The sequence below is a fragment of the Pelagibacterium lacus genome (assembly GCF_003345525.1).
GTDB classification, from domain to species: Bacteria; Pseudomonadota; Alphaproteobacteria; order Rhizobiales; family Devosiaceae; genus Pelagibacterium; species Pelagibacterium lacus.
In genome coordinates, this window is the sequence record NZ_QQNH01000003.1 from 82,968 (window position 1) to 109,268 (window position 26,301).

Sequence of the window (26,301 nt, forward strand, 5' to 3'; positions counted from 1 at the left end):
GTCCTTGTCCGCACGCATCATCCCGGTCCAGCCCTTCGACTATGTGGTGTTCGGCGCCACCGGCGACCTCACCCGGCGCAAGCTGATTCCGGCGCTCTATCATCGCTTCGCCGATGGCCAGTTCGACGCGCGCTCGCGCGTCATCGGCGTGTCGCGCACCGCGATGAGCGATGCGGACTTCCAGAAGCTGGCCCGCGAGGCGGTGACCGAATTCGTCAGGCCCGAATATCAGGACAAGGACAGAATCGAAAAGTTCGTGGCCTGCTTTTCCTATGTCGCGAGCGACGTGACCAAAAAGGAAGGCTGGGCCGATCTCGACCACGCCCTGCGCACCGATCCCGACATCGTGCGCGCCTTCTATCTGGCGGTGGCCCCGTCGCTGTTCGGCCCGATCTGCGACTATCTCGACCACAAGGGCTATTGGCGCCGCGATGCGCGGGTCGTGGTGGAAAAGCCGCTGGGCCACGACCTCGAATCCTCGATGGAGATCAACGACGCCATCTCCGAGGTGTTCGCGGAAGATCAGGTCTATCGCATCGATCATTATCTCGGCAAGGAAACGGTGCAGAACCTTCTGGCGCTGCGCTTCGGCAATATCCTTTTCGAGCCCATCTGGGACGCGGCCCATATCGACCATGTGCAGATCACCGTCGCCGAGGACGTGGGGGCGGGAACGCGCGGCTATTACGATGAATCGGGCGCGCTGCGCGACATGGTGCAGAACCATCTGATGCAGCTTTTGTGCCTCGTCGCCATGGAGCCTCCCGCGTCGGACGACGCCAACGCCCTGCGCGACGAAAAGCTCAAGGTGCTGCGCTCGCTGCGACCGATCACCGGCGATGCGGTGGCCCGATGCACGGTGCGGGGGCAATACAAGGGCGGCGCCGTCAATGGTGGTTCGGTGGCCGGCTATCAGGACGAATTGCCGGAAGACAAGAAGGGCTCGCGGACCGAGACCTTCGTCGCCATCAAGGCCGAGGTGGAGAACTGGCGCTGGTCGGGGGTGCCCTTCTACCTGCGCACCGGCAAGCGGCTGGCCAGCCGCGTCTCGGAAATCGTCATCCAGTTCCGGGCCATTCCCCATTCGATCTTCGACCACGCGGAAGGCGCCCCCCGCGCCAACAAGCTGGTGATCCGCCTGCAGCCCGACGAAGGGGTGAAGCTGTTCCTGATGATCAAGGACCCCGGGCCGGGCGGCATGCGCCTGCGCGAGGTGCCGCTGAACCTCTCCTTCGCCGAGACGTTTCACGAGCGGACGCCGGAGGCCTATGAGCGCCTGCTGCTCGACGTCATCCGCGGCAATCAGACCCTGTTCATGCGCCGCGACGAGCTCGAGGCCGCCTGGCGCTGGATCGATCCGATCCGCGCCGCCTGGGAGAGCGGGTCGGACGCCCCGCAGGCCTATACCGCCGGCACCTGGGGCCCGACCGGCTCGGTGGCGCTTATCGAGCGCGACGGGCGCACCTGGCACGAAGGCGATTACTGAGCCCGGGCCTGCGACATCAACCCCACCTTCCCTACAGGGGGAAGGTGATAGGAATAAGGACCCCGACGCACCCAGCAGGCCCCTGACGGACCGGCTTGGGGCTGTGGGTCGGTGAGTGGAGATTTTTCAAGATGACTGTCGAGCGCAACGTGTTTTCCAACAAGGACAAGCTGGCCGAGGCGCTGGCCGATGCGGTGCTGGATGCCCTCAATGCCGGCCTCGATGAACGCGGCCGCGCCGTGCTCGCCGTTTCGGGCGGCTCCACCCCCAAGAGGTTCTTCGAGGTGCTGGCGGCGCGCGACGACGTGGATTGGGAGAACGTTATCATCACCCTTGTCGACGAACGCTGGGTCGACGAAAGCTCGGACCGCTCCAATGCGGCGCTGGTCAAGGACCACCTCCTCGCCGGGCCGGCCGCCGTGGCGCAATTCGTGCCCCTCTATGCCGGCGGGGAGACGCCCGACGCCGAGGCCATCGCGCGCACCAATGCACGGCTCGCCGAGCTGCCCCGCCCCTTCGACGTGGTGATCCTGGGCATGGGCAATGACGGGCACACGGCCTCGTTCTTTCCCGGCGGCGACACGCTGGAGGCGGCGCTGGGCGATGACGGCCCGGCCCTCGCCATCCGCGCGCCCGGGGCTGGCGAGCCTCGCGTGACCCTGACCCTGCCCCGCGTCCTCGACACTCGCGCCCTCTATCTCCATATCGAAGGCGACGAGAAGGCCCGGACCCTCGACAAGGCGCTCGAGACCGGCCCGGTCGCCGACATGCCGGTGCGGGCCGTGTTGTCGCAGGGCCACGTCCCGGTCTCGCTCTATTGGTGCCCCTAGGATTTTTCTTTCAACCTGTCCTCCAAATTCCTCGCTCAGGAGGCGACCATGACCGTCAAAACTGCCATCAAGGATGTCACCGACCGCATCGCGGCGCGTTCGGAGCGTTCGCGCCGCGACTATCTCGACCGGCTGGACAAGGCCCGCGCCCGCGGCGTGCATCGCGCCGCGCTGTCCTGCGGCAACCTCGCCCATGGCTTTGCCGCCTGCGGACCGGCCGACAAGGCGAGCCTCGCCGGGGAGACCGCGCTCAACCTGGGCATCATCACCGCCTATAACGACATGCTCTCGGCGCATCAGCCCTATGAGACCTATCCCAACCTGATTCGCGCCGCGGCCCATGAGGCGGGCGGAGTGGCGCAGGTGGCCGGCGGCGTGCCTGCCATGTGCGACGGGGTCACACAGGGCCAGATGGGGATGGACCTGTCGCTGTTTTCCCGCGACGTCATCGCCATGGCCGCGGCGGTGGGGCTGAGCCACAACATGTTCGACGCCGCCGTGTTCCTGGGCATTTGCGACAAGATCGTCCCCGGCCTCGTCATCGCGGCGCTGTCCTTCGGGCATCTGCCGGCGGTGTTCATTCCCGCCGGGCCGATGACTACGGGCCTGCCCAATGACGAAAAGGCGCGGGTGCGCCAGCTCTTTATGGAAGGCAAGGTGGGCCGCGCCGAACTGCTCGAAGCGGAGAGCAAATCCTATCACGGTCCCGGCACCTGCACCTTCTACGGCACCGCCAATTCCAACCAGATGCTCATGGAGATCATGGGCCTGCACCTGCCCGGGGCGAGCTTCGTCAATCCCGGCACGCCCTTGCGCGACGCGCTGACGCGGGCGGCGACCAAGCGGGCGCTGGCGATCACCGCCCAAGGCAATGAATATACCCCGGCCGGCCACGTCATCGACGAGAAGTCGATCGTCAACGGCCTTGTGGGACTGCTGGCCACTGGCGGATCGACCAATCACACCCTGCACCTGGTCGCCATGGCCAATGCGGCGGGGCTCAAGATCACCTGGGACGATATGTCGGCCCTGTCCGAGGTGGTCCCGCTTTTGGCCCGGGTCTATCCCAATGGGCTGGCCGATGTGAACCATTTCCACGCGGCGGGCGGCATGGGTTTCCTCATCCGCGAGCTGCGCGATGCCGGCTATCTCCATGACGACGTCACCACCGTCTGGGGCAAGGGGCTCGACGCCTATACCCGCGAACCGCGCTATATCGACGGGGAGCTGACCTTCGAGCCCGCCCCGGCCGAAAGCGGCAATCCCAAGGTGCTGGCCCGGGCCGCCGAGCCCTTCGCGCGCACCGGCGGCCTGAAGCTCCTCTCGGGCAATCTGGGCAAGTCGGTGATCAAGGTCTCCGCCGTCAAGCCGGAGAACCGGGTGATCGAGGCCCCGGCCCGGGTGTTCCACACCCAGCAGGGCCTGCAGGACGCCTTCAGGGCGGGGGAATTGACCTCGGACTTCATCGCCGTCATCCGCTTCCAGGGTCCCAAGGCCGTGGGCATGCCCGAACTGCATAAGCTCACCCCGACGCTGGGCATCCTGCAGGATCGCGGCCTCAAGGTGGCGCTGCTGACCGATGGGCGCATGTCGGGGGCCTCGGGCAAGGTGCCGGCCGCCATCCACCTCACTCCCGAAGCGGCCGATGGCGGGCCGATCGCCAAGATACGCGAAGGTGACATGCTGCGGCTTGATGCCGAGGCGGGAACCCTGCACTATCTCGGCGACGAGGTGGCGTTCCTCGCCCGCACGCCGGCCACGGAAAACCTCGAAGGGGAGCATTTCGGCATGGGCCGCGAGCTGTTCGCCGGGTTCCGCCAGCTGGTCGGCGCCGCCGATCGCGGCGCGAGCGTCTTTGCCTGATGCTGCCGGCGCTGACCCTTCTGGAGGTGCCGGCCTTCTCGCCGCTGGCCAATCTGGGCTTTGCGCTGCGGCGCGAGGTGTTCATCCTCGAGCAGAACGTGCCGCCCGAACTCGAGCATGACGCCGACGACATGATCGCCACCCATCTGGTGGGCATCGCCGAAGGGGCGGTGGTGGCCGTGGCGCGGGTGGTGCTCAAGCCCGACCATGCCAAGATCGGCCGGGTGGCGATCGCCCGCACGGCGCGTGGGCGCGGCTTCGGCGCCAGGCTGATCGCCTTCGCGGTCGCGACGGCGCGCGAGAAGGGGGAAAGCCGCTGCTATCTCGAAAGCCAGGCGGACAAGACGCAATTTTATGCCCGGCTCGGCTTTGTCGCCTATGGGGAGGAATTCCTCGACGCCGGCATTGCCCATGTGCGGATGAAAAATTACTGACCGCCGGCCTGGCGCAGCAGCAGGTCCTTGGCCTGGTTGATGCGGGCAGCGAGGAAGGCCGAACCCCCGGCATCGGGATGCACCTTCTTCATCAGGGCCCGATGCGCGGCGCGGATGGCCTCGCGGGAGGCCCCGGGCTTGAGGCCGAGCACCTCATAGGCCTCGGCGACCGAACCGACCGCCGCGCCGCCCGATTGCTGCGACGGCTCGTCGTCTTCCGCCTCCATGCCGAACTGGGCGGTGAAATAGTCCTGCCAGCCCGCGCGGTTGACGTCGAGCCAGCTGCGATAGAGCGCGAGGGAATCGGGGTCCTCGGCGACCTCGTTATAGAGTTCCCAACACTCCTCGGCCGACAATTCGGCCAGGTCGCGGCCCTTGAAGCGGCCGGCCAGGACCCCGCCCTCCACCTGTCCGGTCTCATGTTCGAGCCGCATGGCGAAAAAGCGCGACCGCACGGTGGAACTATTGTGGGGGCTGGACATGCCGGCGCCGAAATCGATCGGCCCGAGCCGGGCCCGCATCAGCACGCCCAAGCCGCCGGCGCCCAGAAGGCTGGCCAGCATCATCTGCCCGCGCAGGGCGAGAAACAGCGCGCCGGCCACCATGCCGCCGCCCACCACCCAGCGCAGCATGCGCACCAGCTTGCGGATCTCGCCGGACATAAAGAGCGCGAGGAGATAGAGGCCGAACCCCGCTGCCGCCCCGGCAGCCAGCCACCAGATCATCGCAGCTGTTCGAGCAACAGCCGTGCCGGCCCGCTCTTTTGCAGCCTCAGGGCCGAGCGCCCGCCGCTGGCAAAGGCGGCGACGGCCCGCAGGAGAGCCGCCAGCTCGGCGGCCGCCCCGGCATTGAACCGGGCATAGGCGCCCTTGGTCAGGCGGGCAAATTCCTTGAAGGCGCGCTCCGCCACCACGTCATGGCCTTCCTGGAAGAGGAACATGGGACAGCCCAGAAGGCCGAGCTCGCCCGCCTTCTGGGCCAGCCGGTCGATATCTTCCTCCATGGCGTCGCCCACATAGACCACCGCGTTGACGGGCTCCTTGTTGTGCTCGGCGCGGGCATGGGACAGCACCTTGGAGATCTGGGTGTGCCCGCCCCGGCAATCGATCCCGCTCATCAAATCGGCGAGAGCGCGCGCGTCGGAAACCCATTTGGAGGCCTGGCATTCGCCGAAGCCGCGGAAATAGATCAATTGTACGTCAAGTCCCCCCGTGCGGGCCACGGTCTCGAACATTTCGCCCTGCAGCTGGCAGGCCAGGTCCCATGTGGGCTGGCGGCTCATGGTGGCGTCCATGGCGAACAGGAGCCGGCCCCGCTTGCCGGTCGGTTCATGGGCGCGCGCGTGCGTCATCGCGTTGACCCTGGCGACGAAATCGGCGACGGCGCCGCTCGACTGTTCGGTTTGCGGCGGGGTGGTAGGCTTGGTTGTGGGCTGTTTGGTGGCCAAAATGTCTCCTTTGTCCTGCAAATATGGGAGAGGTCCCGAATGTGTGCAAGCAGAGGCCGCGTGGCAACTTGTGCCCTAGTCAAATTTACGGCACAAGAGAACGTATCCAGACCGACAGCCGGGCTCAAAACCATACATGCCGATTTCGTCTAAGGGCTTCGCCCGGACCAGTCTTGCGCTGATCATTGTGGGGCTGATCGCCCTTGTCGGCATTGTCGGAACCGCCATCTGGCTGGTCGAGCGCACCCAGGGCCATTTCGAGGCCGTGGTCGAAGCCCGCGAGACGCGGCAGGCGGCCGTCGACCTGCGTAACCTGCTCCAGGACGCCCAATCGGGCCAGCGCGGCTATCTGCTGACCCTGGACGAAGCCTATCTCGAACCCTATGGCGCGGCCATCGGCGCGATCGATGCCGCCTATGAGCGCGTCGAGGGCGTACTGGCGCCCTATCCGCAGACCGAACAATCGGTCCGCGGCCTGCGCGCCGATATCGACGCCAAGCTGACCGAACTGGCCGAGACCATCGCGCTGGCCCGACAGGGCAATGTCGCCGCCGCCATCGACATCGTGCGCACCGATGCGGGTGAAACGACCATGGGACGGATTCGCTCCATGCTCGACACGGTGATCGATGTCGGCGACATGCGGATTTATGACGGCGTGGTCGAACAGCGCGGCGCGGCCACGGCGCTGCGCGTCGTGGCGCTGATCGGGGCCCTGGTCATCATCGCGGTGATCGGCGGGGCGGTGCTTCTCGTCCTGCGCTATACGCGCGAGCTCGACATGGCCACCGATGCGGTCGAAATCCTCAACCGCGACCTGGAGGATCGGGTCGCCGAGCGTACCGTCGACCTAATGCGGGCCAATGAGGAGGTGCAGCGCTTCGCCTATATCGTGACCCACGACCTGCGCGCGCCACTGGTCAACATCATGGGTTTTACCTCCGAGCTCGATGCCGCTCTCGACCCGGTCAACGCGCTGGTCGATCAATATCCCGAGGACAGCGACGACCCCATCGTGGTGGCCGCGCGCCAGACGGCCACCGAGGACCTGCCCGAGGCCATCGGCTTCATCCGCTCCTCGACCCGCAAGATGGACGGGCTGATCAACGCCATTCTCAAGATTTCTCGCGAGGGGCGGCGCGAGCTCAAGGCCGAGCGCATCGACCTGCAGGCCCTGGTCGAATCCGCCGTCGCCGCCGTGCATCACCAGATCGACGAATCCGGGGGCGAGGCGAGGATCGACCTGCCCGCCCCGCCCATTTTCACCGACCGGCTGGCGCTGGAGCAGATTTTGGGAAATATTCTCGACAACGCGATAAAATACCGGCACCCGGACCGCCCGATCCATATCGACGTTGACGGACGGCAGGAGAGCAATGGACGCATCGTCATTTCCATCCGCGACAATGGCCGGGGCATTCCCGGCGAGGACCACGACCGGGTGTTCGAACTCTTCCGGCGCTCGGGCAATCCGGACGTCCCCGGCGAGGGCATCGGGCTTGCGCATGTGCGCATCATGGCGCGCAACCTGGGCGGAGATATTACATTGCAGTCAAATCCCGATCATGGGACCACGTTCATCGTGACGATCGCACCCGATCTGCGGGTCATCGCAAGGCACAAGGCTTAACATCCATGGCAATCGATCCCAGGCCCGTCACCATCATCATGGTCGAAGACGATGAGGGCCATGCGCGCCTCATCGAAAAGAACATCCGGCGCGCCGGCGTCAACAACGAGATCATCCCCTTCACCAGCGGCAATGGCGCGCTGACCTATCTGTTCGGCGAGGATGGAAGCGGGGAGGTGAGCGCCCATCGCCACTTGCTGATCCTGCTCGACCTCAACCTGCCCGACACCACCGGCGTCGCCATCCTCGAAAAGGTCAAGGCCAACCAGCACACCAAGCGTACCCCCGTCGTGGTGCTGACCACCACCGACGACGAGCGCGAGATCCAGCGCTGCTACGATCTCGGGGCCAATGTCTACATCACCAAGCCCGTCGACTATGATGGCTTTGCCAATGCCATCCGGCAGCTTGGCCTGTTCTTTTCCGTCATGCAGGTTCCGGAGACCGCATAGGCAAATGCCCGAAAACCCCGCCAAGATCCTCTATGTCGATGATGATCCCGCGCTGGGGCGCCTCGTCCAGAAGGTGCTGGGACGCCGGGGACGCGATATCGTCCATGTGACCGACGCCGATGCGGGATACAGGCGCCTGGAGGACGGCGACATCGACGTCCTGGTCCTCGATCACTATCTCGGCGACCGGACGGGGCTGGCCATGCTCGAACAGGTCTCGGCCCGGCCCGACGCGCCCCCCATCGTCTACGTCACCGGCTCGACCGAAGCATCGGTGGCGGTGGCGGCGCTCAAGGCCGGGGCTTCGGACTACGTGCTCAAGACCGTGGGCGAGGATTTCCTCGAACTGCTCAACAGCGCCGTCGAGCAGGCCATCCAGACCTCGCGGCTGCACAAGGCGCGCGAACAGGCCGAGCGCGAATTGCGCGCCGCCAAGGAGCGGGCCGAGCTGGCGCTGGCCGAGGTCAACCACCGGGTCGCCAACTCCCTGGCGCTGGTGGCGGCGCTGGTGCGGATGCAGGCCTCGGCGGTCAGCGATCCCGCCGCCAAGGACGCGCTGGCCGAGACCCAGGGACGGATTTCGGCCATCGCCGGCATCCACAAGCGGCTCTACACCACCGATGACGTCCGTTTCGTCGAGATCGACGCCTATCTGAGCAATCTCGCCAGCGATATCCAGGCGTCGATGAGCCTCGATGGCGCCGTGGCCGATATCAAGCTGCGGGCCGAACCCTTGCGCCTGCCCACCGACAAGGCCGTCTCGGTCGGGGTGATCGTCAACGAACTGGTGACCAACGCGGCCAAATACGCTTATCGCGACAGGACGGTGGGCGAAATCCGCGTGCTGGCCAGCCGCACCGGTCCGGCCCAGATCGAGATCATCGTCGAGGATGATGGGATCGGCTGGAATGGAGAGGGCCATATTCAGGGGACCGGCATCGGTACGCGGGTCATCGCCGCCACCGCCACCGGGTTGGGGGCCACCCTCGCCTATGACACGGTGGCGCGCGGAACCCGGGCCCGGCTGCAGCTCGATATCGAAATCCACTGAGCGGCGCGGTGGACCGCAGAACAGCAGGTCTCCTAGAACCCGCCGCCGGTCTTGAAGCCGCCGCCCTTGCCGCCGAAGCCCCCGCCGGTCTTGAACCCCTTGCCGCCGAAGCCGCCGCTGCGCGGCCGGGAAAATCCGCCTCGGCCGCCCCCCGATGACGGGCGCGGGGAAAACCCGCCCGGCGGCAGGGTGAACCCGCCACCGGATTTGCGCGACGCGGAAGGCCGGCTGCTGGGCACGATGGGGCCGGAGGTGCCGGACCAGTCCTGGGACTGGTGCCATTTGTCCCAATAGGTGGCGGCGGTCATCCCGCCCTTGAGGAAATCGGTGAGGAAATCGCCCACCAGTTTCTCGTCGCCGAAGCGCGAGCGCGGATCGTCATAGCGCGAGCGTTTGAACTCGAATTCGATGTCCTCGAGCTCGCGCCGGCGGCTTTCCAGGGTCTTGAGGCGGGTGCGTTCTTCCTCGAGCTCGCTCTGCTCCTCGGCCATGCGGCGGCGGGAATCCTGCAGCCTGGCGACGATCGCGTCATCCTCCGGCGTGCGCGTGGCGCGGGCGTCGGCAATCAGCCGCTCCACATCGGTATCCCGGATGGCTCCGGACAGCACCTCGACCGCTTCGCCGAACGCGGGGTCGGTGCCGTCGGCCAGGCGCTTCTGCTCGGCGGTCAGCGTGTCCCGCTCGTCCTCGATCGCGAGGATTTCCGCGTCGATCGCCGTCAGCCGCGCGCTGGCGGCCTCCAGCGTCTCGCGGGCCGGCTTGCCGCCGGCCTGGTCTAGGGCGGCGCGGCGCCGATCGGCCATGGCGGTTTCGATCGCCACCACATCGGCCTCGACCCGGTCGGCATGCTCGCGCAGCCTTTCGGGAATGGCGTTGAGCATGGCGTAATTGGGCCGCGCCTTGTGGAAGTCGACCAGCCGGGCCACCCAATTGTCGAGAAGCCGCGTGATATTGCCGGCCTTGTAGTCGGGGGTGGCATAGCCACGCTCCCACAGATAGAGGAACAGCGGGTCCTCGCGATAGGGGCGCCCTTTTTCCTCCCGATCGGCTTCCGCCTTGTCGGCCTTGCGGTCGGCCTCGATGGCAATCGTCTCGCTTTCGGCAAAGGACGTGGTGAGCGCCCGGAACTCGGCATCGGCGCCCAGTCCGGCCTCGACCGCTTCGGCCAGCGCGTCGATCTGCGCCTGGGCCGATCCGGCCTCGGCCAGCCGCTCCTCGCGTTCCCGCGACAGGCGGGTGAGGGTGGCTTCCTTCTCGGCCAGCGCCTTTTCGTTTTCGGCCATGGCCGCCGCATGCGATTTGAGCATGGTACGGGCCTGCTCCTCGGCGCGGCTGAGCGTGCCCGACAATTGCGCCTGGGTCTCCGGATCGAGCCGGATGCGCGCCAGATCGCGCAAATGGGTCAGCTCCGTCTCGCGCAGCTTGCCGATCCGCTCATTGGTGCGCGCGATGCGCCGGGTGATGTCGTCTTCCTCGCGCCTGATGTCGCGCAGCGCATCATCCAGTGCGCGCATGGCTTTCGGACCGCTGACGCTCATAGCCGCCTCACCACTGGGTTATCGCTCCATCGAGCACGGGCATCGCGAAATCGGTATCGAGGAAACCATATTGCTTGATGCCCAGAATATTGCGCTGGATGATGCCGTCATCCTGCCGGTCGACCCGCACCGATTCATAGGTGACCTCGGGGACGCGGATCGCCCAACTGGTGACGGTCTCGGTCTGGCCGGTCTCCTCGCTCTCGATCGGCAGGGTGACGAGATCGCCGTCCGGTCCGATGGCCTCGACCACCAGATAATAGTTGGTGGCGTCGGTATTGTCCTCGGGGAAGCGCCAGATGCCGGTGGATTCCCCGGCCCGGTTGACGATGCGGATGGAGTATTCGGCCAGCAGGCGGTCGCGCAGGGTTTCGAGCTCACCAATGGCCGAGAGGGCGGCCGGGCGGTCGCCCCGCTCGGCGGCGGCCTTGCCGCGCTCGACCCAGCCCTCGGCCTGCTCGATGGCCGATTGCACCTTGGCCTCGTTATAGACCTGGGTGTAGAGCGCATCCATCCGGGCCGGCAGGGTCTCGGCCAGTTCGATGCGTCCCGCCTCGACCTGGCTGGCCTGGAACGGCCGGTAGACGAGGAAATAGCCGCCGAGCACGAGGGCGATGGCCAACAGTCCCAGCAGCACCGGCCGACCCCATTGGCCGCGGCGCACATAGAGCCTGGCGAGGCGCGTCTGCAGGGTGTCGGGGGGCGGGGCATAGGTGAAGCGGCTTTCGGCCAGCGCCGCCACGCCTTCCTTGAGAATGCGGTCGGGCACCTCGATGCCCTGGTCATGATAGATCTTGCGCAGGCGCTCGATCAGCTGGGCTTCGCGGTCCGAAGCCCCCAGTTCACGGGCGACGAGATTGTCCTCATGGCGCAGCGTGTCCACCACGTCCATGGCCAGCATGACATCGTCGAGAGGCGCCTTGCCGGCTTGCCCCATCATCGGCCCGACCCAATTCTCATATGTTCCAACCGCGTCTTACCCCGCCGAGAGCAGCGCGTTGCCTTCGGCGGCCAGCGTGGCCAGCCGCTTCTTGCCATCCTCGACGGCGTCCCGGATCTCCGCCGAGTTCTTCGTGGCCTGCTCGCGCATCTCGCCGATGATGGTGTAGGATTTTTCCTGGAAGTTGACCACGCTGTCGACCAGCTTCTTGACCGCATCGGCGCGGATGGTGGGGCCGTAGCCGGCCTTGAGCGCCTCTTCCTGCACCTTGCCGCCGATCTCGGAGAGGGTTTCGAGGCTCTGGCTCATCCCTTCCTTCATGGCGTTGAGGGTCTCGGTGGATTCATGCAGGCCGAACAGGCCCGTGAACGAGGCCGAGAGTGCGGTCAGCACGGTCTCATTGGTGGAGAAGAACGAAATCGACTGCTGATAAACCCGTTCCTTGGCATTGGTCGTCTGCATCAGACGCGCCATGATCACTTCCGAGGTGGAATAGGAAATGGTGAGGTTGTCCGACAGGTCCTTGGCGATCTGGTAGCGGCGCTCCTCGTTCTGAAGATCGCGCAGCCGCTCGTCGCGGGCCATTTCCAGCCGGGCCCGGTCGGCCGGCGTGCCATCGGTGAAGGCGTTGAGCGCCTCGGTGGCCTGGCCGAGTTCGGTCTTGCGGCCTTCCAGCTGGGCCTGGGCGATCTCGAGCACTTCGAGCGCCATCACCTCGGCCGATTTCAGCGCTCCGCGGAAATCGCGATAGGCTTCGAGGATGGTGTGCTCGCGGTCGATCTGGTCCTTGGTGTCCTTGGAGACGTCGAGATAGGTGTCGCGGATCTTGTCGAAGCGGCTGGCGATGTCGCCGCGCGATACCTTCATCCACACATTGGAGGCGCGCTCGAAGATATCGAGCCGGCCATCGTCGAGCTGATCGACCATGGACTTGGCGTCGTCGCGAATCGAATTGAAGGATTTGGTGATGTCTTCGTAGCGCTCGCCGACATTCATGGCGGCGACCTGGGAGCGCACCACTTCGTTGAAGGCGCTGGCCTGGGTCAGGACGCGGCCGATCAGGATGACCTTGGTGTCGTCCAGATGGGTGATCTGGGACAAAAGGCCGGTGATCGGGGCTTCCTGCGGCTCGCCCTCGGGCCAGATGCCGAGCTCCTTGATCGCGGCGACGGCGCGGTCGAGATATTGCAGCGGCCGGTCCAGCAACTGGGCGTTGGTGATCGGTGTGGCGGACACGGTGGAGGGGTCGACTGCCGGGTTTGGTTCTGTGGTCATGTGCGCACGTCCCTGTTGCATCTTCTGGCCATTTGGTGACATGATTCCGCGTGACAAGGCAGAAGACAATCGACCACGACCCCGCGCTGTCGTCTTTTCTTCCCATTGGTGCCAAAAAGCCGCATACACGGAAGGCGTTGATACAAAAGGAGCCAGCGTGGAGTTTGGTGGACGCTACAGGGTGGAGGCCGGCCGCGAGGCGGTGTGGCAGGCGCTCAACGATGCCGATGTCCTCAAGGCCTGCATTCCCGGCTGCAAGCGGATCGAATGGGTGGCCGAGGGCGGGCTCGAGATCGAGGTGGCGGTCAATCTGGGCATCGTCCATCCCACCTTCACCGGCGATCTGACCCTTTCCGACGTGGAGCCGGCACAACGCTACCGGCTGACCGGCAGGGGACGGGGCGGCCTTCTGGGCAAGGCGCAGGCCTTTGCCGACATCACGCTCTCCGATTGCGATGCGGCGACGCTCCTGGTGTTCGACGCGACCGGCGGCGCCTCGGGGCAGCTCGTAAAGCTGGGCAAGGCGGTGATCGGAAACTCGGCCCAGAAGATCATCGACGGCTTTTTCGAGCGCTTTGGCGCGGCGATGGGGGCCGATGTGACGCCCCTGCCGAGCGCGGGACGCTAGATTGTAGCGCCGGCAAGGGCGCAAATTTTGCCCAAATGGTCAAAAACGCGAAATTGGCTATTGCGTCCGCCTGTTTTGCACGATTGTATCGCAGTCAAGCGCGCGTGGGAATGCACGGGCACGGTGCCGTGCCGCTTCCTGCAGCCCGCGAATAGGGAGAGGATCAATCCATGTCCAAGACAAAAACCGCAGGCTTTGCCGTTGTCGCCGGTATCGCCCTTACCACGCTCATGGCCGGCACGGCGCTGGCCGACCCGGCGCTGGTCTATGACGGCGGCGGCAAGTTCGATGCCTCGTTCAACGAATCCGCCTATAACGGCGCCGAGCAGTTCAAGGCTGATACCGGCCAGGATTACCAGGATCTCGAGATTTCCGGCGACGCGCAGCGCGAGCAGGCCATCCGCCAGTTTGCCGCGCGCGGCAACAACCCGATCGTCCTGCCGGGCTTTTCCTGGGAAACCGCCCTGCGCTCCGTGGCCGCGGATTTCCCCGACACCTCCTTCCTGATCATCGACACGGTGGTCGATGATCTCGACAATGTGCGCTCGGTGGTCTTCAAGGAGCACGAGGGCTCGTTCCTGGTCGGTGTCCTCGCCGCCATGGCGACCGAAACCGGGACCATCGGCTTCATCCCCGCCTTCGACTTCTCGCTGCTCCAGTCCTTCGGCTGCGGCTACAAGCAGGGCGCCCGCTACATCGACCCCGACGTCCAGATCATCGAGACGGCCATCGGCACCGGCTTTGACGCCTTCAACAATCCCGGCGGCGGCACGGAAGTCGCCCTGTCGCAGATCGATCGCGGCGCGGATGTCATCTATCACGCGGCCGGCGGCGCTGGCGTGGGCGTGCTGCAGGCGGCGGCCGATTCCGGCGTGCTGGGCATCGGCGTCGACTCCAACCAGAACCATTTGCACCCGGGCAGCGTGCTCACCTCGATGATCAAGCGCGTGGACGTCGCCGTCTACAACGCCTTCGAGGACTTCGCCAACGACACATGGACCAATGACGTCCAGGTGCTGGGCCTGGCCGAAGACGGTGTCGGCGCGGCGTTCGACGACAACAATGCCAGCCTGATCACCGACGAGATGCGTGCCGCGGTGGACGACGCCACCGCCAAGATCATCTCCGGGGAGGTCGTGGTCCACGACTACCGCACCGACGAATCCTGCCCGGTTTAATCACCCCTGAAAGGGGAGGTCCACCGATGGATGCAGTGCAATCCGATCACACCCGGCGGCCGGTTCCGGCCGCTGGGGAGTCGCTGGCCATCGAGCTGAGGAAGATCAACAAGCGCTTCGGCCCGGTGCACGCCAACAAGGATATCGACCTCGCGGTCGCCCGCGGCACGATTCACGGCATTGTCGGCGAGAACGGGGCCGGGAAATCGACCCTGATGTCGATCCTCTACGGCTTCTACCATGCCGACAGCGGCGAGATCGTCGTAGGCGGCGCGCCGGTCACCATCCACAATTCCTCCGACGCCCTGCGGCTCGGCATCGGCATGGTGCACCAGCACTTCATGCTGGTCGACAATTTCACCGTGCTCGAGAACGTCATTCTCGGCGCCGAGGATTCGGCGCTCCTGAAACCCAGCGTCGACAAGGCGCGCCGCGAATTGCAGCGCCTCGCCGACGATTATGGCCTCAACGTCCCCGTCGATGCGGTGATCGAGGACCTCTCGGTAGGCCAGCAGCAGCGGGTCGAGATTTTGAAGGCCCTCTATCGCGGTGCCGATATCCTCATCCTCGACGAACCGACCGGCGTGCTCACCCCGGCCGAGGCCGATCATCTGTTCCGCGTGCTGCGCACCCTGCGCGAGGAAGGCAAGACCATCATCCTCATCACCCACAAGCTGCGGGAGATCATGGCGATCACCGACACCGTGTCGGTGATGCGCCAGGGCCAGATCGTCGAGACGCTGGCCACCGCCAGCACCAGCCCCGAGCAACTGGCCGAGCTGATGGTCGGGCGCCGGGTGCTCCTGCGGGTGCACAAGGAAGAGGCCAAGCCCGGTGCGGTGCTGCTCGACGTCAAGGACCTCGTGGTGGCCGACGATCTGGGCACCGAACGGCTCAAGGGCGTCTCGCTGCATGTGCGGGCCGGCGAAATCCTCGGCATCGCCGGGGTGGCCGGCAATGGCCAGTCCGAACTGCTCGAAGCGCTTTCGGGCATGCGCGCCGCCAAATCCGGCACCATCCGCCTCAATGGCGAGGACGTGACCGCGGTCAATGACGAGAGCGCGGCCCTGCTGCGCCACAAGGGCCTGGCCCATGTGCCCGAGGACCGCATCCGCATGGGGCTGGTGACCAATTTCTACGAGTGGGAAAACGCCATTCTCGGCTATCACGACCTGCCCAAATACGGCAAGGGCCTCTCCCTCGACGTCAAGGCGGCGCGGGCCGAGGCGCAGCGCCATATCGAGAAATTCGACATCCGCCCTGCCAATACCGACCTCAAGACCGCCAATTTCTCGGGCGGCAACCAGCAGAAGATCGTCCTGGCGCGCGAGATGGAGCGCGATCCAGACGTCCTGATCGTCGGCCAGCCGACGCGGGGGGTGGATATCGGGGCCATCGAATTCATCCACAACCAGATCATCAAGATGCGCGACGCGGGCAAGGCCATCCTGCTGGTGTCGGTCGAGCTCGACGAGATCCGGGCGCTGTCCGACCGCATCGTGGTGCTGTTCGACGGCCATATCGTGGGCGAAGCCGATCCCAGGACCGCCGACGAGGGCGAACTGGGCCTGCTTATGGCGGGGGTCAGCCAGAAGGGCGCGGCACAGTCAAGCGAGGCCAATCCATGAGTTCTGCCATGCCCTTGCCCCGCTGGGTCGATGTGGCCCTCCTGCCGGTGCTCAACGTCACCCTGGCCTTCCTGATCGGCGGCGTCGTGGTGATGATCGTGGGCGAAAACCCCATCGAGGCCGTGCGCATCATGCTCTATGGCGCCTTCGGCTATGGCTATGGCTTCGGTTTCACCCTCTATTACACCACCAATTTCATCTTCGCCGGCCTCGCCGTGGCGGTGGCCTATCACGGGGGATTGTTCAATATCGGCGGGGAGGGGCAGGCCTATGTCGGAGGGCTGGGGGCGATCCTGGTGGCGCTGGCGGTCGGCGGCCTGCACTGGGCCTTCGCCCTGCCGCTGATCATGATCTCGGCGGCGCTGTTCGCGGGGGTCTGGGCGTTCATCCCGGGCTATCTCCAGGCCAAGCGCGGCAGCCATGTGGTGATCACCACCATCATGATGAACTTCATCGCCACCTCGATGATGAGCTATATCATCTCGCGCATCCTCAAGCCCGCCAACGTCAATTCCGACGAGAGCGCGCGCATCGATCCGCTGACCCGCGTTCCCTTTCTCTCCGAATGGGTGCCCCTGCTCAAGAACACCCCGGTCAACATCTCCTTTTTCATCGCGCTGCTGGCGCTGGTCGGGGTCTACTGGCTGATCTGGCACACCAAGTTCGGCTACGCCCTGCGCACCATGGGCCATAACGGTACCGCGGCCCATTACGCCGGCATGTCCAATGCCCGGCTGATCATGATCACCATGGCCATCTCGGGCGCATTGGCCGGAATGGTCGCCATCAACGATACCGCCGGCGCCCATGGGCGGCTGCTGCTGGGCTATGTGGCGGGCACCGGCTTCGTGGGCATCGCCGTCGCCTTCATGGGCAAGGCACATCCGATCGGGGTGGGACTCTCGGCGCTGCTGTTCGGCGTGCTCTACCAGGGCGGGCAGGAACTGGCCTTCACCATGCCGGCCATCACGCGCGAGATGATCGTCACCATCCAGGCCCTGGTGATCCTCTTTACCGGCGCCATGAGCAACATGCTGCGCCGGCCCGTGGAACTGGCCTTCATGGCGGCGCAATCGGGGGCCGAGCGATCCGGGTCGCCGGCCGAAGAGAAGAGGGCATAGGCGATGGAAGACCTCATCTCCATCCTCGTCACCACGATCCGCGTTTCGACCCCGCTGATCCTGGCCTGCCTCGCCGGGCTCTATTCCGAGCGCGCCGGCATCGTCGATATCGGGCTCGAGGGCAAGCTCCTGGGATCGGCCTTCGGCGCTGCCGTGGTCGCCGCGGTCACCGGCAATGTCTGGCTCGGCCTGCTGGCGGGGATCGGCGTATCGCTGGTTTTCTCCGGCATCCATGGCCTCGCCTCGATCAATTTCCGCGGCAACCAGATCATTTCCGGCGTGGCGCTCAATTTCCTCGCCTCCGGGCTGACGGTGTTCCTGGGCGCTGCGTGGTTCGGGCGGGGCGGCAACACCCCGCCGCTGTCGGGCGGCGCGCGCTTTTACGCCATTCAACTGCCCTTCGCGCGCGAACTGGCCGGGGTGCCGGTCATCGGCCCGATCTATTCGGGGCTGATATCGGGGCACACCATCCTCACCTATATCGCCTTCCTCGCCGTGCCCCTCACCGCCTTCGTCCTGTGGCGGACCCGGTTCGGGCTGCGGCTGCGTGCCGTGGGGGAAAACCCCAAGGCGCTCGACACCGCCGGCATGTCGGTCTCCTGGCTGCGCTACAAGGCGCTGGCCATCACCGCCGTCCTGGTCGGCATGGGCGGGGCCTATCTCTCGACCGCACAGGCGGCGAGCTTTTCGCGCGAGATGAGCTCGGGGCGCGGCTATATCGCGCTGGCGGCGCTGATCTTTGCCAAGTGGAAGCCCTATCCGGCCCTTGGGGCCTGCCTGCTGTTCGGCTTTCTCGAGGCGCTGCAATATCGCCTGCAAGGGGTGTCGCTGCCGGTCATCGGGCCGGTGCCGACCCAGGCCATGCAGGCGCTGCCCTATGTGCTCACCATCCTGTTACTCGCCGGCTTCGTTGGCCGCGCCATCGCGCCCAAGGCGTCGGGCCAGCCCTATGTGAAGGAGCGGTGATGGACAGGCTGACGGCGGAAGACAGGACCCTGTTCGAGGCGGCCGAGGCGGTGCGGGCCCGGGCCTATGCGCCCTATTCGGGCTTTTCGGTCGGCGCGGCCATCCTCGCCGATGACGGCAGGGTCTATGCCGGCTGCAATGTGGAAAACGCCGCCTATCCGGTCGGCAATTGTGCCGAGCCCTCGGCCATCGCCGCCATGCTGGCCGGCGGGGGCAAGCGGATCGAGAAGATTTTCGTCACCGGACCCGGGGCGATGCCGGTCACGCCCTGCGGCGGCTGCCGCCAGCGCATCCGCGAATTTGCCTCCGACGCTACCCCGGTCATCTGCCTCGGGGTCGAGGGCGAGCCGCTGTTCACCACCCTGGGCGCGCTGCTGCCGCATTCTTTCGGTCCGGAATTCCTGGACCGCCCGCGCTGACGGCGCGACACACTGGAAAACAAGGCACCAAAGAGATGGCCAAAGCTCTGAAAACCATCCGCAACCAGGCAGGAGAGGCGCCGATCGACGCAGCGCTGATCCTCGGCTCGGGCCTTTCGGAGGTCGGCGACCTGCTGGCCGAGACGGTCGCGATCCCCTTTGCCGAGCTCAAGGGCTTTCCCCGCGGCGGCGTGTCGGGGCATGGCAAGGACCTGCTGATCGGACAGATGGGCGAGAAGCGCCTCGCCATCCTCACCGGAAGGCAGCATTATTACGAGCAGGGAGACGCCGCCGCCATGCGGCCGGCGCTGGAAACCCTCGCCGAACTGGGCACCAAGACGGTGCTGCTCACCAATTCGGCCGGCTCGCTCGACCATGACGTGCCGCCGGGCAGCCTGATGCTGCTGGCCGACCACATCGCCTTCGGGCCCAATCCGCTGATCGGGGAAGAGACCGACCGCCGCTTCGTCAACATGCTCGACGCCTATGACCCCGAATTGCGCGCCGCGACCCATGCGGCCGCTTCCCGCCTCGAAATCGCCCTCAAGGAGGGTGTCTATATGTGGTTCTCGGGCCCCAGCTTCGAGACGCCGGCCGAAATCCGCATGGCCCAGACCCTGGGCGCCAATGCGGTCGGGATGTCAACGGTGCCCGAAGTGATCCTGGCGCGTTTCCTGGGCCTGAGGGTCTGGGCCTGCTCCTCGATCACCAATATGGGCGCCGGCATGGCGCAGGAAACCATTTCGCACGCCCAGACCAAGGAGGTGGCCCGGCTGGGGGCGGAAAAGCTCAAGCGCCTCATCCCGGCGCTGGTGGAGGAGATATGAGTCTCAAGGTCGTCGACACCAAGGCGCAGGCCGTGAGCCACAAGCGCAATCCCGGCTTCCCGCTCGATCTCGACTGGGTCGAGCGCGTGCGGATGAACCGCTCCGCCCTCGAACGCCGCGCGGCGACCATCGGGACCCGCCGCACCGTCAAGAAGGACTATCAGCTTGCCTGGCTGTTGAAGGCCGTCTCGCTGATCGACCTCACCACGCTCAATTCCGACGACACGCCGGGCCGCGTCGAGCGCTTATGCGCCAAGGCGCGCAATCCCATCCGCGCCGACCTGGTCGAGGCGATGGGCGTGCGCCATCTCGGCATCACGCCGGCCGCGGTCTGCGTCTACCACAATTTCGTCGCCACCGCCGTGCGGGCGCTCGAGGGCACGGCGATCCCGGTGGCCGCGGTCTCCACCGCCTTCCCGCACGGGCTGACGCCCCTCAAAATCCGCCTGGCCGAGATCGAGGCCTCGGTCGAGGACGGGGCGCGGGAAATCGATATCGTCATCGAACGCGGCATGGTGCTCAATGGCGACTGGCGGGGGCTGTACGACCAGGTGAAGGCCATGCGGGCCGCCTGCGGCGAGGCTCATATCAAGACCATTCTGGGGACGGGGGAACTGGCCACCCTCACCAATGTGGCCAAGGCCTCGCTGGTCTGCATGCTGGCCGGCGCCGATTTCATCAAGACCTCGACCGGCAAGGAAAAGACCAATGCGACGCTGGCGACCTCGCTGGCCATGATCCGCATGATCCGCTGGTTTTTCGAGGAGACCGGCATCGAGATCGGCTACAAGCCGGCCGGCGGCATCTCCAAGGCCAAGGACGCGCTGGTCTATCTGGCGTTGATGAAGGAGGAACTGGGCGCCCGCTGGCTGCAGCCGCACCTGTTCCGCTTCGGGGCCTCGTCGCTCCTGACCGATATCGAGCGGCAGATCGAACATGGCGTCACCGGCCACTACGCCGCCGATTACCGCTTCGCGATGGCCTGAGGGATTGTGCAAATCATGAGCAAGGTGGCTGAAATCTTCCAGACCCTCGAATACGGCCCGGCCCCCGAGGCCGCCGGCCCGGCGCTGGAGTGGCTGGACAGGCACGGCAGGACGTTCGGGCATTTCATCGGCGGTGGGTTCACCAAGCCGGGAAAGACCTTCGCCTCGGTCAATCCCGCCAATGGCGAAAAGCTCGCCGACGTGACCGACGGCACGGCGGCGGATGTGGCCAAGGCCGTCAAGGCCGCCCGCGCCGCTTTTGCCGGCTGGTCGGGCCTTTCTGGATTTGAGCGCGCCAAATATCTTTACGCCATCGCCCGGCAGATTCAGAAGGAGAGCCGGCTGTTCGCCGTGCTCGAAACCCTCGACAGTGGCAAGCCGATCCGCGAGACGCGCGATATCGACATCCCGCTGGTCGCCCGGCATTTCTATCACCATGCGGGCTGGGCCCAGCATATCGGGACCGAATTCCCCGGCCATGTTCCCTATGGGGTGTGCGGGCAGATCATCCCGTGGAATTTCCCGCTGCTCATGCTGGCCTGGAAGATTGCCCCGGCGCTGGCGGCAGGCAATACGGTGGTGCTCAAGCCGGCCGAATTCACCTCGCTCACCGCGCTGCTGTTCGCCGAAATCTGCCAGCGCATCGGCCTGCCTGAGGGCGTGGTCAATATTGTCACCGGCGCCGGCGAGACGGGGGAGGCCATCACGGCCCATCCCGATATCGACAAGATCGCCTTCACCGGCTCCACCGAGGTGGGCAAGATCATCCGCCGCGCCACGGCCGGTTCGGGCAAGGGGCTCAGCCTCGAGCTGGGGGGGAAATCGCCCTTTGTGGTCTTCGAGGACGCCGATCTCGACAGCGCCGTCGAGGGGTTGGTCGATGCCATCTGGTTCAACCAGGGGCAGGTCTGCTGCGCCGGCTCGCGCCTCTTGGTGCAGGAATCGATCGAGGAACGCTTCATCGCCAAGATCAAGGCGCGCATGCAGACCTTGCGCACCGGCGATCCGCTGGACAAATCCATCGATATCGGCGCGCTGGTCGCCCCGGTACAGGTCGAGCGGGTGCTCGATCTCCTGAAGGCCGGCCGGCTGGAGGGCGGGGACTTCTATTCCCCCGATACCGAAATCCCCGGCGATGGCTGCTATTTGCGCCCGACGCTCGTCACCGGCATTTCCCCGGCCCATTCGCTGGCCAGCGAGGAGATTTTCGGCCCGGTCCTGGTCGCCATGAGCTTCCGGACCCCCGAGGAGGCCGTGGCGCTGGCCAACAACACGCGATACGGCCTCGCCGCCTCGGTGTGGACCGAAAACGTCAATCTCGCCCTCGATATCGCACCGCAGATCAAGGCGGGCGTGGTGTGGATCAATTCCACCAACCAGTTCGACGCCGCCGTGGGCTTTGGCGGCTATCGCGAATCCGGCTTCGGGCGCGAGGGCGGCAAGGAAGGCATGGGCGCCTACCTCAAGCCGGGCTGGGAGAAAAAACTTTCCGCCGCCAAGCCGCCCAAGCTGCCCGCCGCGGCTGGACGGGGCGAGGCGGCGGGCATCGACCGCACCGCCAAGCTCTATATCGGCGGCAAGCAGGCGCGCCCGGATTCCGGCTATGCCATGGGCGTTGTCGGGGCCGATGGGCGGCATCTGGGCGAAGTGGGCGAGGGCAACCGCAAGGATATCCGCAATGCCGTGGAAGCGGCGCGCAACGGATTGAACTGGGCCCGCACAACCGCGCACAACCGCGCGCAGATCCTCTATTATCTCGGGGAAAATCTCGATTATCGCCGGGCTGAGTTCGCCGATCGCATCCAGGCCATGACCGGGAGTTCGGCCGAGGCTGCGGCCCGCGAGGTCGATCTCTCGGTCGAGCGCCTGTTCGGCTTTGCCGGCTGGGCCGACAAGTTCGACGGCGCGGTGCACAATCCCCCGGTCCGCATGATGGCGGTGGCCATGGTCGAGCCGCTGGGCGTGCTGGGCATCGCCGCCCCGGCCGAAAGCCCGCTACTCGGCGCCATCGCGCTGCTGGCCCCGGCCATCGCCATGGGCAATACGGTGGTTCTCATCCCCTCCAGTCCCCACCCGCTGGCAATGACTGATTTCTACCAGGTGCTGGAGACCTCCGACATGCCGGCCGGCGTCGTCAACATCGTCACCGGCCCCGCGCCGGATCTGGCGAAGGTCCTCGCCGAACATGACGGGGTGGACGGCATCTGGTTCGCCGGATCGTTCGGCGATTGCGCCGATATCGAGCGGCTCTCGGCAGGCAATGTCAAGCAGAGCTGGACGACGCGCGGCCTCGCCTATGACTGGTCGGCTCCCGAACTGGCCGGCGATTACCTCCTGAAAAAGGCCACGCAGATCAAGAATGTCTGGGTGCCCTATGGGGCGTGAGGGGGCTGGAAACTGGTGGGACGGCCGCTTGCCGCCTATATTGGGCTTTTGGAGAGGTTGAATGACATTTGACCGGATTACCCGGAGGCCGGGTCTCATGGGTGGCAAGGCCTGCATCCGCGGCATGCGGCTGACTGTGGGCATGATCGTCGGCCAGATCGGCGCGGGCGTGACCATAGAGGAACTGCTCGAGCTCTATCCCGATCTGGAGCGCGAGGACATCTTGCAGGCCCTGCGCTATGCCGCATGGCGAACCGAAGACCGCGAGATCGATCTCGAGATCGCATGAGTTCCTGTTCGACATGAACCTCTCTCCCGCCTGGATCGATGCTTTAGGCGAAGCCGGATATGATGCGGTGCATTGGCGCGTATTGGGAAAGGCGTCCGCGCCCGATGGCGACATTGCCGATTATGCACGGGAGCATGGATATGTTCTCGTGACCGCCGACCTCGATTTCGGCAAGCTCCTCGCCGCGGATCGCACCCGATTGCCTAGCGTCATTCAATTGCGGCTTGGCGATCTGCGGCCGGCCACCCTGCTCGAGACCTTCCGCCGCACGGTCGCCCGGACGGAGCATGAGCTACAAACGGGGGCTTGGGTGACCATCGGCGCCAAGCGCGTCCGCGTCACCACATTGCCCATCGATCATGGTGAGGACGTCCAATGACCCTTCTCCCCCAGGAAGTCATCGCCCGCAAGCGCGATGGGGAGACGTTGACGGCCGGGGAGATCGCCGGCTTCATCGCCGGGTTGACCGATGGCGGGGTCAACGATGCCCAGGCGGCGGCTTTTGCCATGGCGGTCTATTTCCGCAACATGGATATCGACGAGCGCATCGCGCTGACCCTCGCCATGCGCGATAGCGGGCGGGTGCTGGACTGGTCGGGGCTCGACGGGCCGACCATCGACAAGCATTCCACCGGCGGGGTGGGCGACAATGTCTCGCTCATGCTCGCCCCCATCCTTGCCGCCTGCGGCGCCTATGTGCCGATGATCTCCGGGCGCGGGCTCGGCCATACCGGCGGCACGCTCGACAAGTTCGATTCCATCCCCGGCTACACCACCAATCCCGATATCGACACCCTGCGCCGGGTGGTGCGGCAGGTGGGCTGCGCCATTATCGGGCAGACCGACGACCTCGCCCCGGCCGACCGCCGGCTCTACGCCATTCGCGATGTCACCGCGACGGTAGAAAATATCTCGCTGATCACCGCCTCCATCCTCTCCAAGAAGCTGGCGGCGGGGCTCGACGCGCTGATCCTCGACGTCAAGACCGGATCGGGCGCCTTCATGAAGACCCTCGCCGATTCGGTCGGTCTGGCCGAGAGCCTGACGGCGGTGGCCAATGGGGCGGGCCTTACGACCCGGGCGCTGATCACCGACATGAACGAACCGCTGGCCAGCGCCGCCGGCAACTGGTTGGAGGTAAAGAACGCCATCGATTTCCTTACCGGCGCCCGGCGCGATCCCCGCCTCGAGGAGGTGACCCTGGCCCTTTCCGGGCAAGGACTGGCCCTGGCCGGCATGGCATCGGACGCCGATGCCGGCCATGCGCAGGCCCGGGCGGCGCTCGATAGCGGCAAGGCGGCGGAGAAATTCTTTGCCATGGCCCGCGCTCTGGGCGCGACGCATGATCTGGCGCGCTATGCGCCCGACCCGGCCCCCATCGTCCGCGACGTCTTTCCCGAGGCCTCGGGCCATATCCGCGCCATCGATACGCGCGGGGTGGGCATGGCGGTGGTGGTCCTCGGCGGCGGGCGAGTCAATCCCGGCGACAGCATCGATTATCACGTTGGCTTCGACCGGCTGGCCGGGCTGGGCCACAGGGTCGACCCGCACACTCCCATCGCGCGTCTCCACGCGCGCGACGCGGCGAGCGCCGACGCCGCCGAAGCCCGGCTGCGCAAGGCCTATGCCATCGGCGAACCCCACGCCGCCCGGCCCGTTCTCTACCAGTATATCGCTCCCCAAGGAGATTTGTGATGCCGCGCGCCATTCTCTGCGTTCTCGACAGTTTCGGCATTGGCGGCGCCCCCGATGCCGCCGATTTCGGCGATGAGGGCGCCGATACGCTGGGCCATATTGCCCAGGCTTGCGCCCAGGGGCGGGGCGATGTCGCGGGCATTCGCACCGGGCTGCTCTATCTGCCCAATCTCGACGGGCTGGGGCTGGGCGCCGCGGCCGAACTCTCGACCGGGCGGGTTCCTCCCGGGCTGGGCAATATCCCGCTCGGCGGCCGCTGGGGCGTGGGCCGCGAGGTGTCCATCGGCAAGGACACGCCATCGGGCCATTGGGAGATCGCCGGCGTGCCGGTGCCCTTCGCCTGGGGCTATTTCCCCGATAAGGATCCGGCTTTCTCGCAAGACCTGCTGGATCGGATCTACGCGGCGGCGGGCATCACGGGCTCGCTCGGCAATACCCATGCCTCGGGCACCCAGGTGATCGAGGATTTCGGCGAGGAATCGCTGCGGACCGGCAAGCCGATCTTTTACACCTCGGTGGATTCGGTGTTCCAGATCGCCGCGCATGAAACCCATTTCGGCCTCGAGCGGCTCTATGAGCTGTGCCAGACGGTGTTCCGCTTCACCGCGCCCATGAAAATCGGCCGCGTCATCGCCCGGCCGTTCCTTGGCGAGGACGCGGCGAGCTTCAAGCGCACCGGCAACCGGCGCGATTTCGCCATCGACCCGCCCGAGGAGACGCTGCTCGACCGCGCCAAGGCGGCGGGGCGGCAGGTCTATGCCATCGGCAAGGTTTCCGACATCTATGCCGGGCGCGGCGTCACCCACAAGATCAAGGCCGCCGGCAATATGGTCCTGTTCGACCGCACCCTGGAAGCGCTGGACATGGCGGCGGACGGCGCGCTGATCTTCACCAATTTCGTCGATTTCGACACCGAATTCGGCCATCGCCGCGATCCGGGCGGCTATGCCGATGCGCTGGAACAGTTCGATCGGCGGTTGCCGGAACTGATCGCGCGGCTGCGGGATGACGACCTGCTGGTCATCACCGCCGATCACGGCAATGACCCGACCTGGAAGGGCACCGACCATACCCGCGAGCAGGTGCCGATCCTCCTGTTCAGCCGCCGACTCCCCAAGGGCAGCATTGGCTTGCGCCCGGTTCTGTCCGATATTGGCGAAACCATCGCCCATTGGCTCGGGCTCGCCCCGGGCAAGCATGGCACCAGCGCCCTCTGAAACCACAACGAGACCC

At 66.0% G+C, this 26,301-nt stretch carries 25 protein-coding genes; 20 read left to right on the top strand and 5 right to left on the bottom strand.

Annotated elements, in window-relative coordinates:
- The first annotated feature begins 4 nt into the window (after nucleotides 1–4).
- The 4 genes from zwf to DVH29_RS03385 all read left to right on the top strand — a co-directional run bounded on the left by zwf (nucleotide 5) and on the right by DVH29_RS03385 (nucleotide 4,613).
- Nucleotides 5–1,486 (top strand): glucose-6-phosphate dehydrogenase, encoded by a 1,482-nt coding sequence (gene zwf / locus DVH29_RS03370; RefSeq protein ID WP_114644751.1) that lies wholly within the window; start codon nucleotides 5–7, stop codon nucleotides 1,484–1,486.
- A gap of 131 nt (nucleotides 1,487–1,617) precedes the next feature.
- Entirely contained in the window at nucleotides 1,618–2,316 is a 699-nt protein-coding gene (gene pgl, locus DVH29_RS03375) for a 6-phosphogluconolactonase (RefSeq protein WP_114644752.1), read from the top strand.
- A gap of 48 nt (nucleotides 2,317–2,364) precedes the next feature.
- The gene (gene edd / locus DVH29_RS03380) at nucleotides 2,365–4,179 is read left to right on the top strand and encodes a phosphogluconate dehydratase (protein WP_114644753.1); all 1,815 of its coding nucleotides are present in this window, start codon (nucleotides 2,365–2,367) and stop codon (nucleotides 4,177–4,179) included.
- Nucleotides 4,179–4,613: a GNAT family N-acetyltransferase gene (locus tag DVH29_RS03385; protein WP_114644754.1), complete on the top strand. Its 435-nt coding sequence runs from the start codon at nucleotides 4,179–4,181 to the stop codon at nucleotides 4,611–4,613. The genes edd and DVH29_RS03385 overlap by 1 nt, the downstream gene beginning before the upstream one ends.
- Here DVH29_RS03385 and DVH29_RS03390 read toward each other — a convergent pair.
- Entirely contained in the window at nucleotides 4,607–5,338 is a 732-nt protein-coding gene (locus tag DVH29_RS03390) for a DnaJ domain-containing protein (protein ID WP_114644755.1), read from the bottom strand. The genes DVH29_RS03385 and DVH29_RS03390 overlap by 7 nt on opposite strands.
- The gene (locus tag DVH29_RS03395) at nucleotides 5,335–6,060 is read right to left on the bottom strand and encodes a VWA domain-containing protein (protein WP_439331605.1); all 726 of its coding nucleotides are present in this window, start codon (nucleotides 6,058–6,060) and stop codon (nucleotides 5,335–5,337) included. Before DVH29_RS03395 ends, DVH29_RS03390 begins: the two co-directional genes overlap by 4 nt.
- Nucleotides 6,061–6,196: 136 nt before the next feature.
- Here DVH29_RS03395 and DVH29_RS03400 point away from each other — a divergent pair, with 136 nt between their 5' ends.
- Genes DVH29_RS03400 through DVH29_RS03410 form a run of 3 tightly spaced genes read left to right on the top strand, consistent with a single transcriptional unit; the run spans nucleotide 6,197 to nucleotide 9,193 of the window.
- Nucleotides 6,197–7,690 carry a sensor histidine kinase gene (locus DVH29_RS03400; RefSeq protein WP_114644756.1) on the top strand — a complete coding sequence of 498 codons (1,494 nt, stop codon included), beginning with the start codon at nucleotides 6,197–6,199 and terminating at the stop codon, nucleotides 7,688–7,690.
- 5 nt (nucleotides 7,691–7,695) lie between these two features.
- The gene (locus tag DVH29_RS03405) at nucleotides 7,696–8,142 is read left to right on the top strand and encodes a response regulator (protein WP_114644757.1); all 447 of its coding nucleotides are present in this window, start codon (nucleotides 7,696–7,698) and stop codon (nucleotides 8,140–8,142) included.
- A 4-nt stretch (nucleotides 8,143–8,146) separates the two neighbouring features.
- Complete coding sequence (locus DVH29_RS03410; RefSeq protein WP_114644758.1) at nucleotides 8,147–9,193, top strand: sensor histidine kinase; 1,047 nt, start codon at nucleotides 8,147–8,149, stop codon at nucleotides 9,191–9,193.
- A gap of 32 nt (nucleotides 9,194–9,225) precedes the next feature.
- Here DVH29_RS03410 and DVH29_RS03415 read toward each other — a convergent pair whose 3' ends face one another.
- From DVH29_RS03415 to DVH29_RS03425, 3 genes are read right to left on the bottom strand one after another with little or no spacing between them, the layout of a single operon-like run.
- Entirely contained in the window at nucleotides 9,226–10,707 is a 1,482-nt protein-coding gene (locus DVH29_RS03415) for a coiled-coil domain-containing protein (protein WP_147275995.1), read from the bottom strand.
- A gap of 31 nt (nucleotides 10,708–10,738) precedes the next feature.
- Complete coding sequence (locus DVH29_RS03420; RefSeq protein WP_114644760.1) at nucleotides 10,739–11,671, bottom strand: DUF6384 family protein; 933 nt, start codon at nucleotides 11,669–11,671, stop codon at nucleotides 10,739–10,741.
- 36 nt (nucleotides 11,672–11,707) lie between these two features.
- Nucleotides 11,708–12,946 carry a cell surface protein gene (locus tag DVH29_RS03425; protein ID WP_245944863.1) on the bottom strand — a complete coding sequence of 413 codons (1,239 nt, stop codon included), beginning with the start codon at nucleotides 12,944–12,946 and terminating at the stop codon, nucleotides 11,708–11,710.
- Between the two features lie 157 nt (nucleotides 12,947–13,103).
- On the opposite strand from DVH29_RS03425, the gene DVH29_RS16335 reads away from it, so the two are divergent.
- The 13 genes from DVH29_RS16335 (at nucleotide 13,104) to DVH29_RS03490 (ending at nucleotide 26,285) form a co-directional block, all read left to right on the top strand.
- The gene (locus DVH29_RS16335) at nucleotides 13,104–13,574 is read left to right on the top strand and encodes an SRPBCC family protein (RefSeq protein WP_158541543.1); all 471 of its coding nucleotides are present in this window, start codon (nucleotides 13,104–13,106) and stop codon (nucleotides 13,572–13,574) included.
- A 170-nt stretch (nucleotides 13,575–13,744) separates the two neighbouring features.
- Nucleotides 13,745–14,752, top strand: a complete 1,008-nt coding sequence (locus DVH29_RS03435) for a BMP family lipoprotein (RefSeq protein ID WP_114644763.1) — start codon at nucleotides 13,745–13,747, stop codon at nucleotides 14,750–14,752.
- Nucleotides 14,753–14,778: 26 nt separating this feature from the next.
- Nucleotides 14,779–16,380, top strand: a complete 1,602-nt coding sequence (locus tag DVH29_RS03440; protein WP_114644764.1) for an ABC transporter ATP-binding protein — start codon at nucleotides 14,779–14,781, stop codon at nucleotides 16,378–16,380.
- A complete protein-coding gene (locus tag DVH29_RS03445) occupies nucleotides 16,377–17,501 on the top strand; it encodes an ABC transporter permease (protein ID WP_245944864.1) in 1,125 nt (374 codons plus the stop codon). The genes DVH29_RS03440 and DVH29_RS03445 overlap by 4 nt, the downstream gene beginning before the upstream one ends.
- Before the next feature lie 3 nt (nucleotides 17,502–17,504).
- Nucleotides 17,505–18,467, top strand: coding sequence for an ABC transporter permease (locus DVH29_RS03450; RefSeq protein WP_114644766.1), 963 nt, complete (start codon nucleotides 17,505–17,507; stop codon nucleotides 18,465–18,467).
- Nucleotides 18,468–18,475: 8 nt separating this feature from the next.
- Nucleotides 18,476–18,886, top strand: coding sequence for a cytidine deaminase (locus tag DVH29_RS03455; RefSeq protein WP_439331610.1), 411 nt, complete (start codon nucleotides 18,476–18,478; stop codon nucleotides 18,884–18,886).
- 35 nt (nucleotides 18,887–18,921) lie between these two features.
- Nucleotides 18,922–19,713 carry a purine-nucleoside phosphorylase gene (locus tag DVH29_RS03460; protein WP_114644768.1) on the top strand — a complete coding sequence of 264 codons (792 nt, stop codon included), beginning with the start codon at nucleotides 18,922–18,924 and terminating at the stop codon, nucleotides 19,711–19,713.
- Nucleotides 19,710–20,699 carry a deoxyribose-phosphate aldolase gene (gene deoC, locus DVH29_RS03465; protein ID WP_114644769.1) on the top strand — a complete coding sequence of 330 codons (990 nt, stop codon included), beginning with the start codon at nucleotides 19,710–19,712 and terminating at the stop codon, nucleotides 20,697–20,699. Before DVH29_RS03460 ends, deoC begins: the two co-directional genes overlap by 4 nt.
- Before the next feature lie 15 nt (nucleotides 20,700–20,714).
- Nucleotides 20,715–23,084, top strand: a complete 2,370-nt coding sequence (locus DVH29_RS03470; RefSeq protein ID WP_114644770.1) for an aldehyde dehydrogenase family protein — start codon at nucleotides 20,715–20,717, stop codon at nucleotides 23,082–23,084.
- A 61-nt stretch (nucleotides 23,085–23,145) separates the two neighbouring features.
- Nucleotides 23,146–23,373, top strand: coding sequence for a DUF433 domain-containing protein (locus DVH29_RS03475; protein WP_114644771.1), 228 nt, complete (start codon nucleotides 23,146–23,148; stop codon nucleotides 23,371–23,373).
- On the top strand, nucleotides 23,324–23,752 hold the full coding sequence (locus DVH29_RS03480) for a DUF5615 family PIN-like protein (protein ID WP_281270799.1): 429 nt from the start codon (nucleotides 23,324–23,326) through the stop codon (nucleotides 23,750–23,752). The genes DVH29_RS03475 and DVH29_RS03480 overlap by 50 nt, the downstream gene beginning before the upstream one ends.
- Nucleotides 23,749–25,068: a thymidine phosphorylase gene (gene deoA, locus DVH29_RS03485; RefSeq protein WP_114644773.1), complete on the top strand. Its 1,320-nt coding sequence runs from the start codon at nucleotides 23,749–23,751 to the stop codon at nucleotides 25,066–25,068. The genes DVH29_RS03480 and deoA overlap by 4 nt, the downstream gene beginning before the upstream one ends.
- Entirely contained in the window at nucleotides 25,068–26,285 is a 1,218-nt protein-coding gene (locus DVH29_RS03490) for a phosphopentomutase (protein WP_114644774.1), read from the top strand. Before deoA ends, DVH29_RS03490 begins: the two co-directional genes overlap by 1 nt.
- The last annotated feature ends 16 nt before the right edge of the window (nucleotides 26,286–26,301 follow it).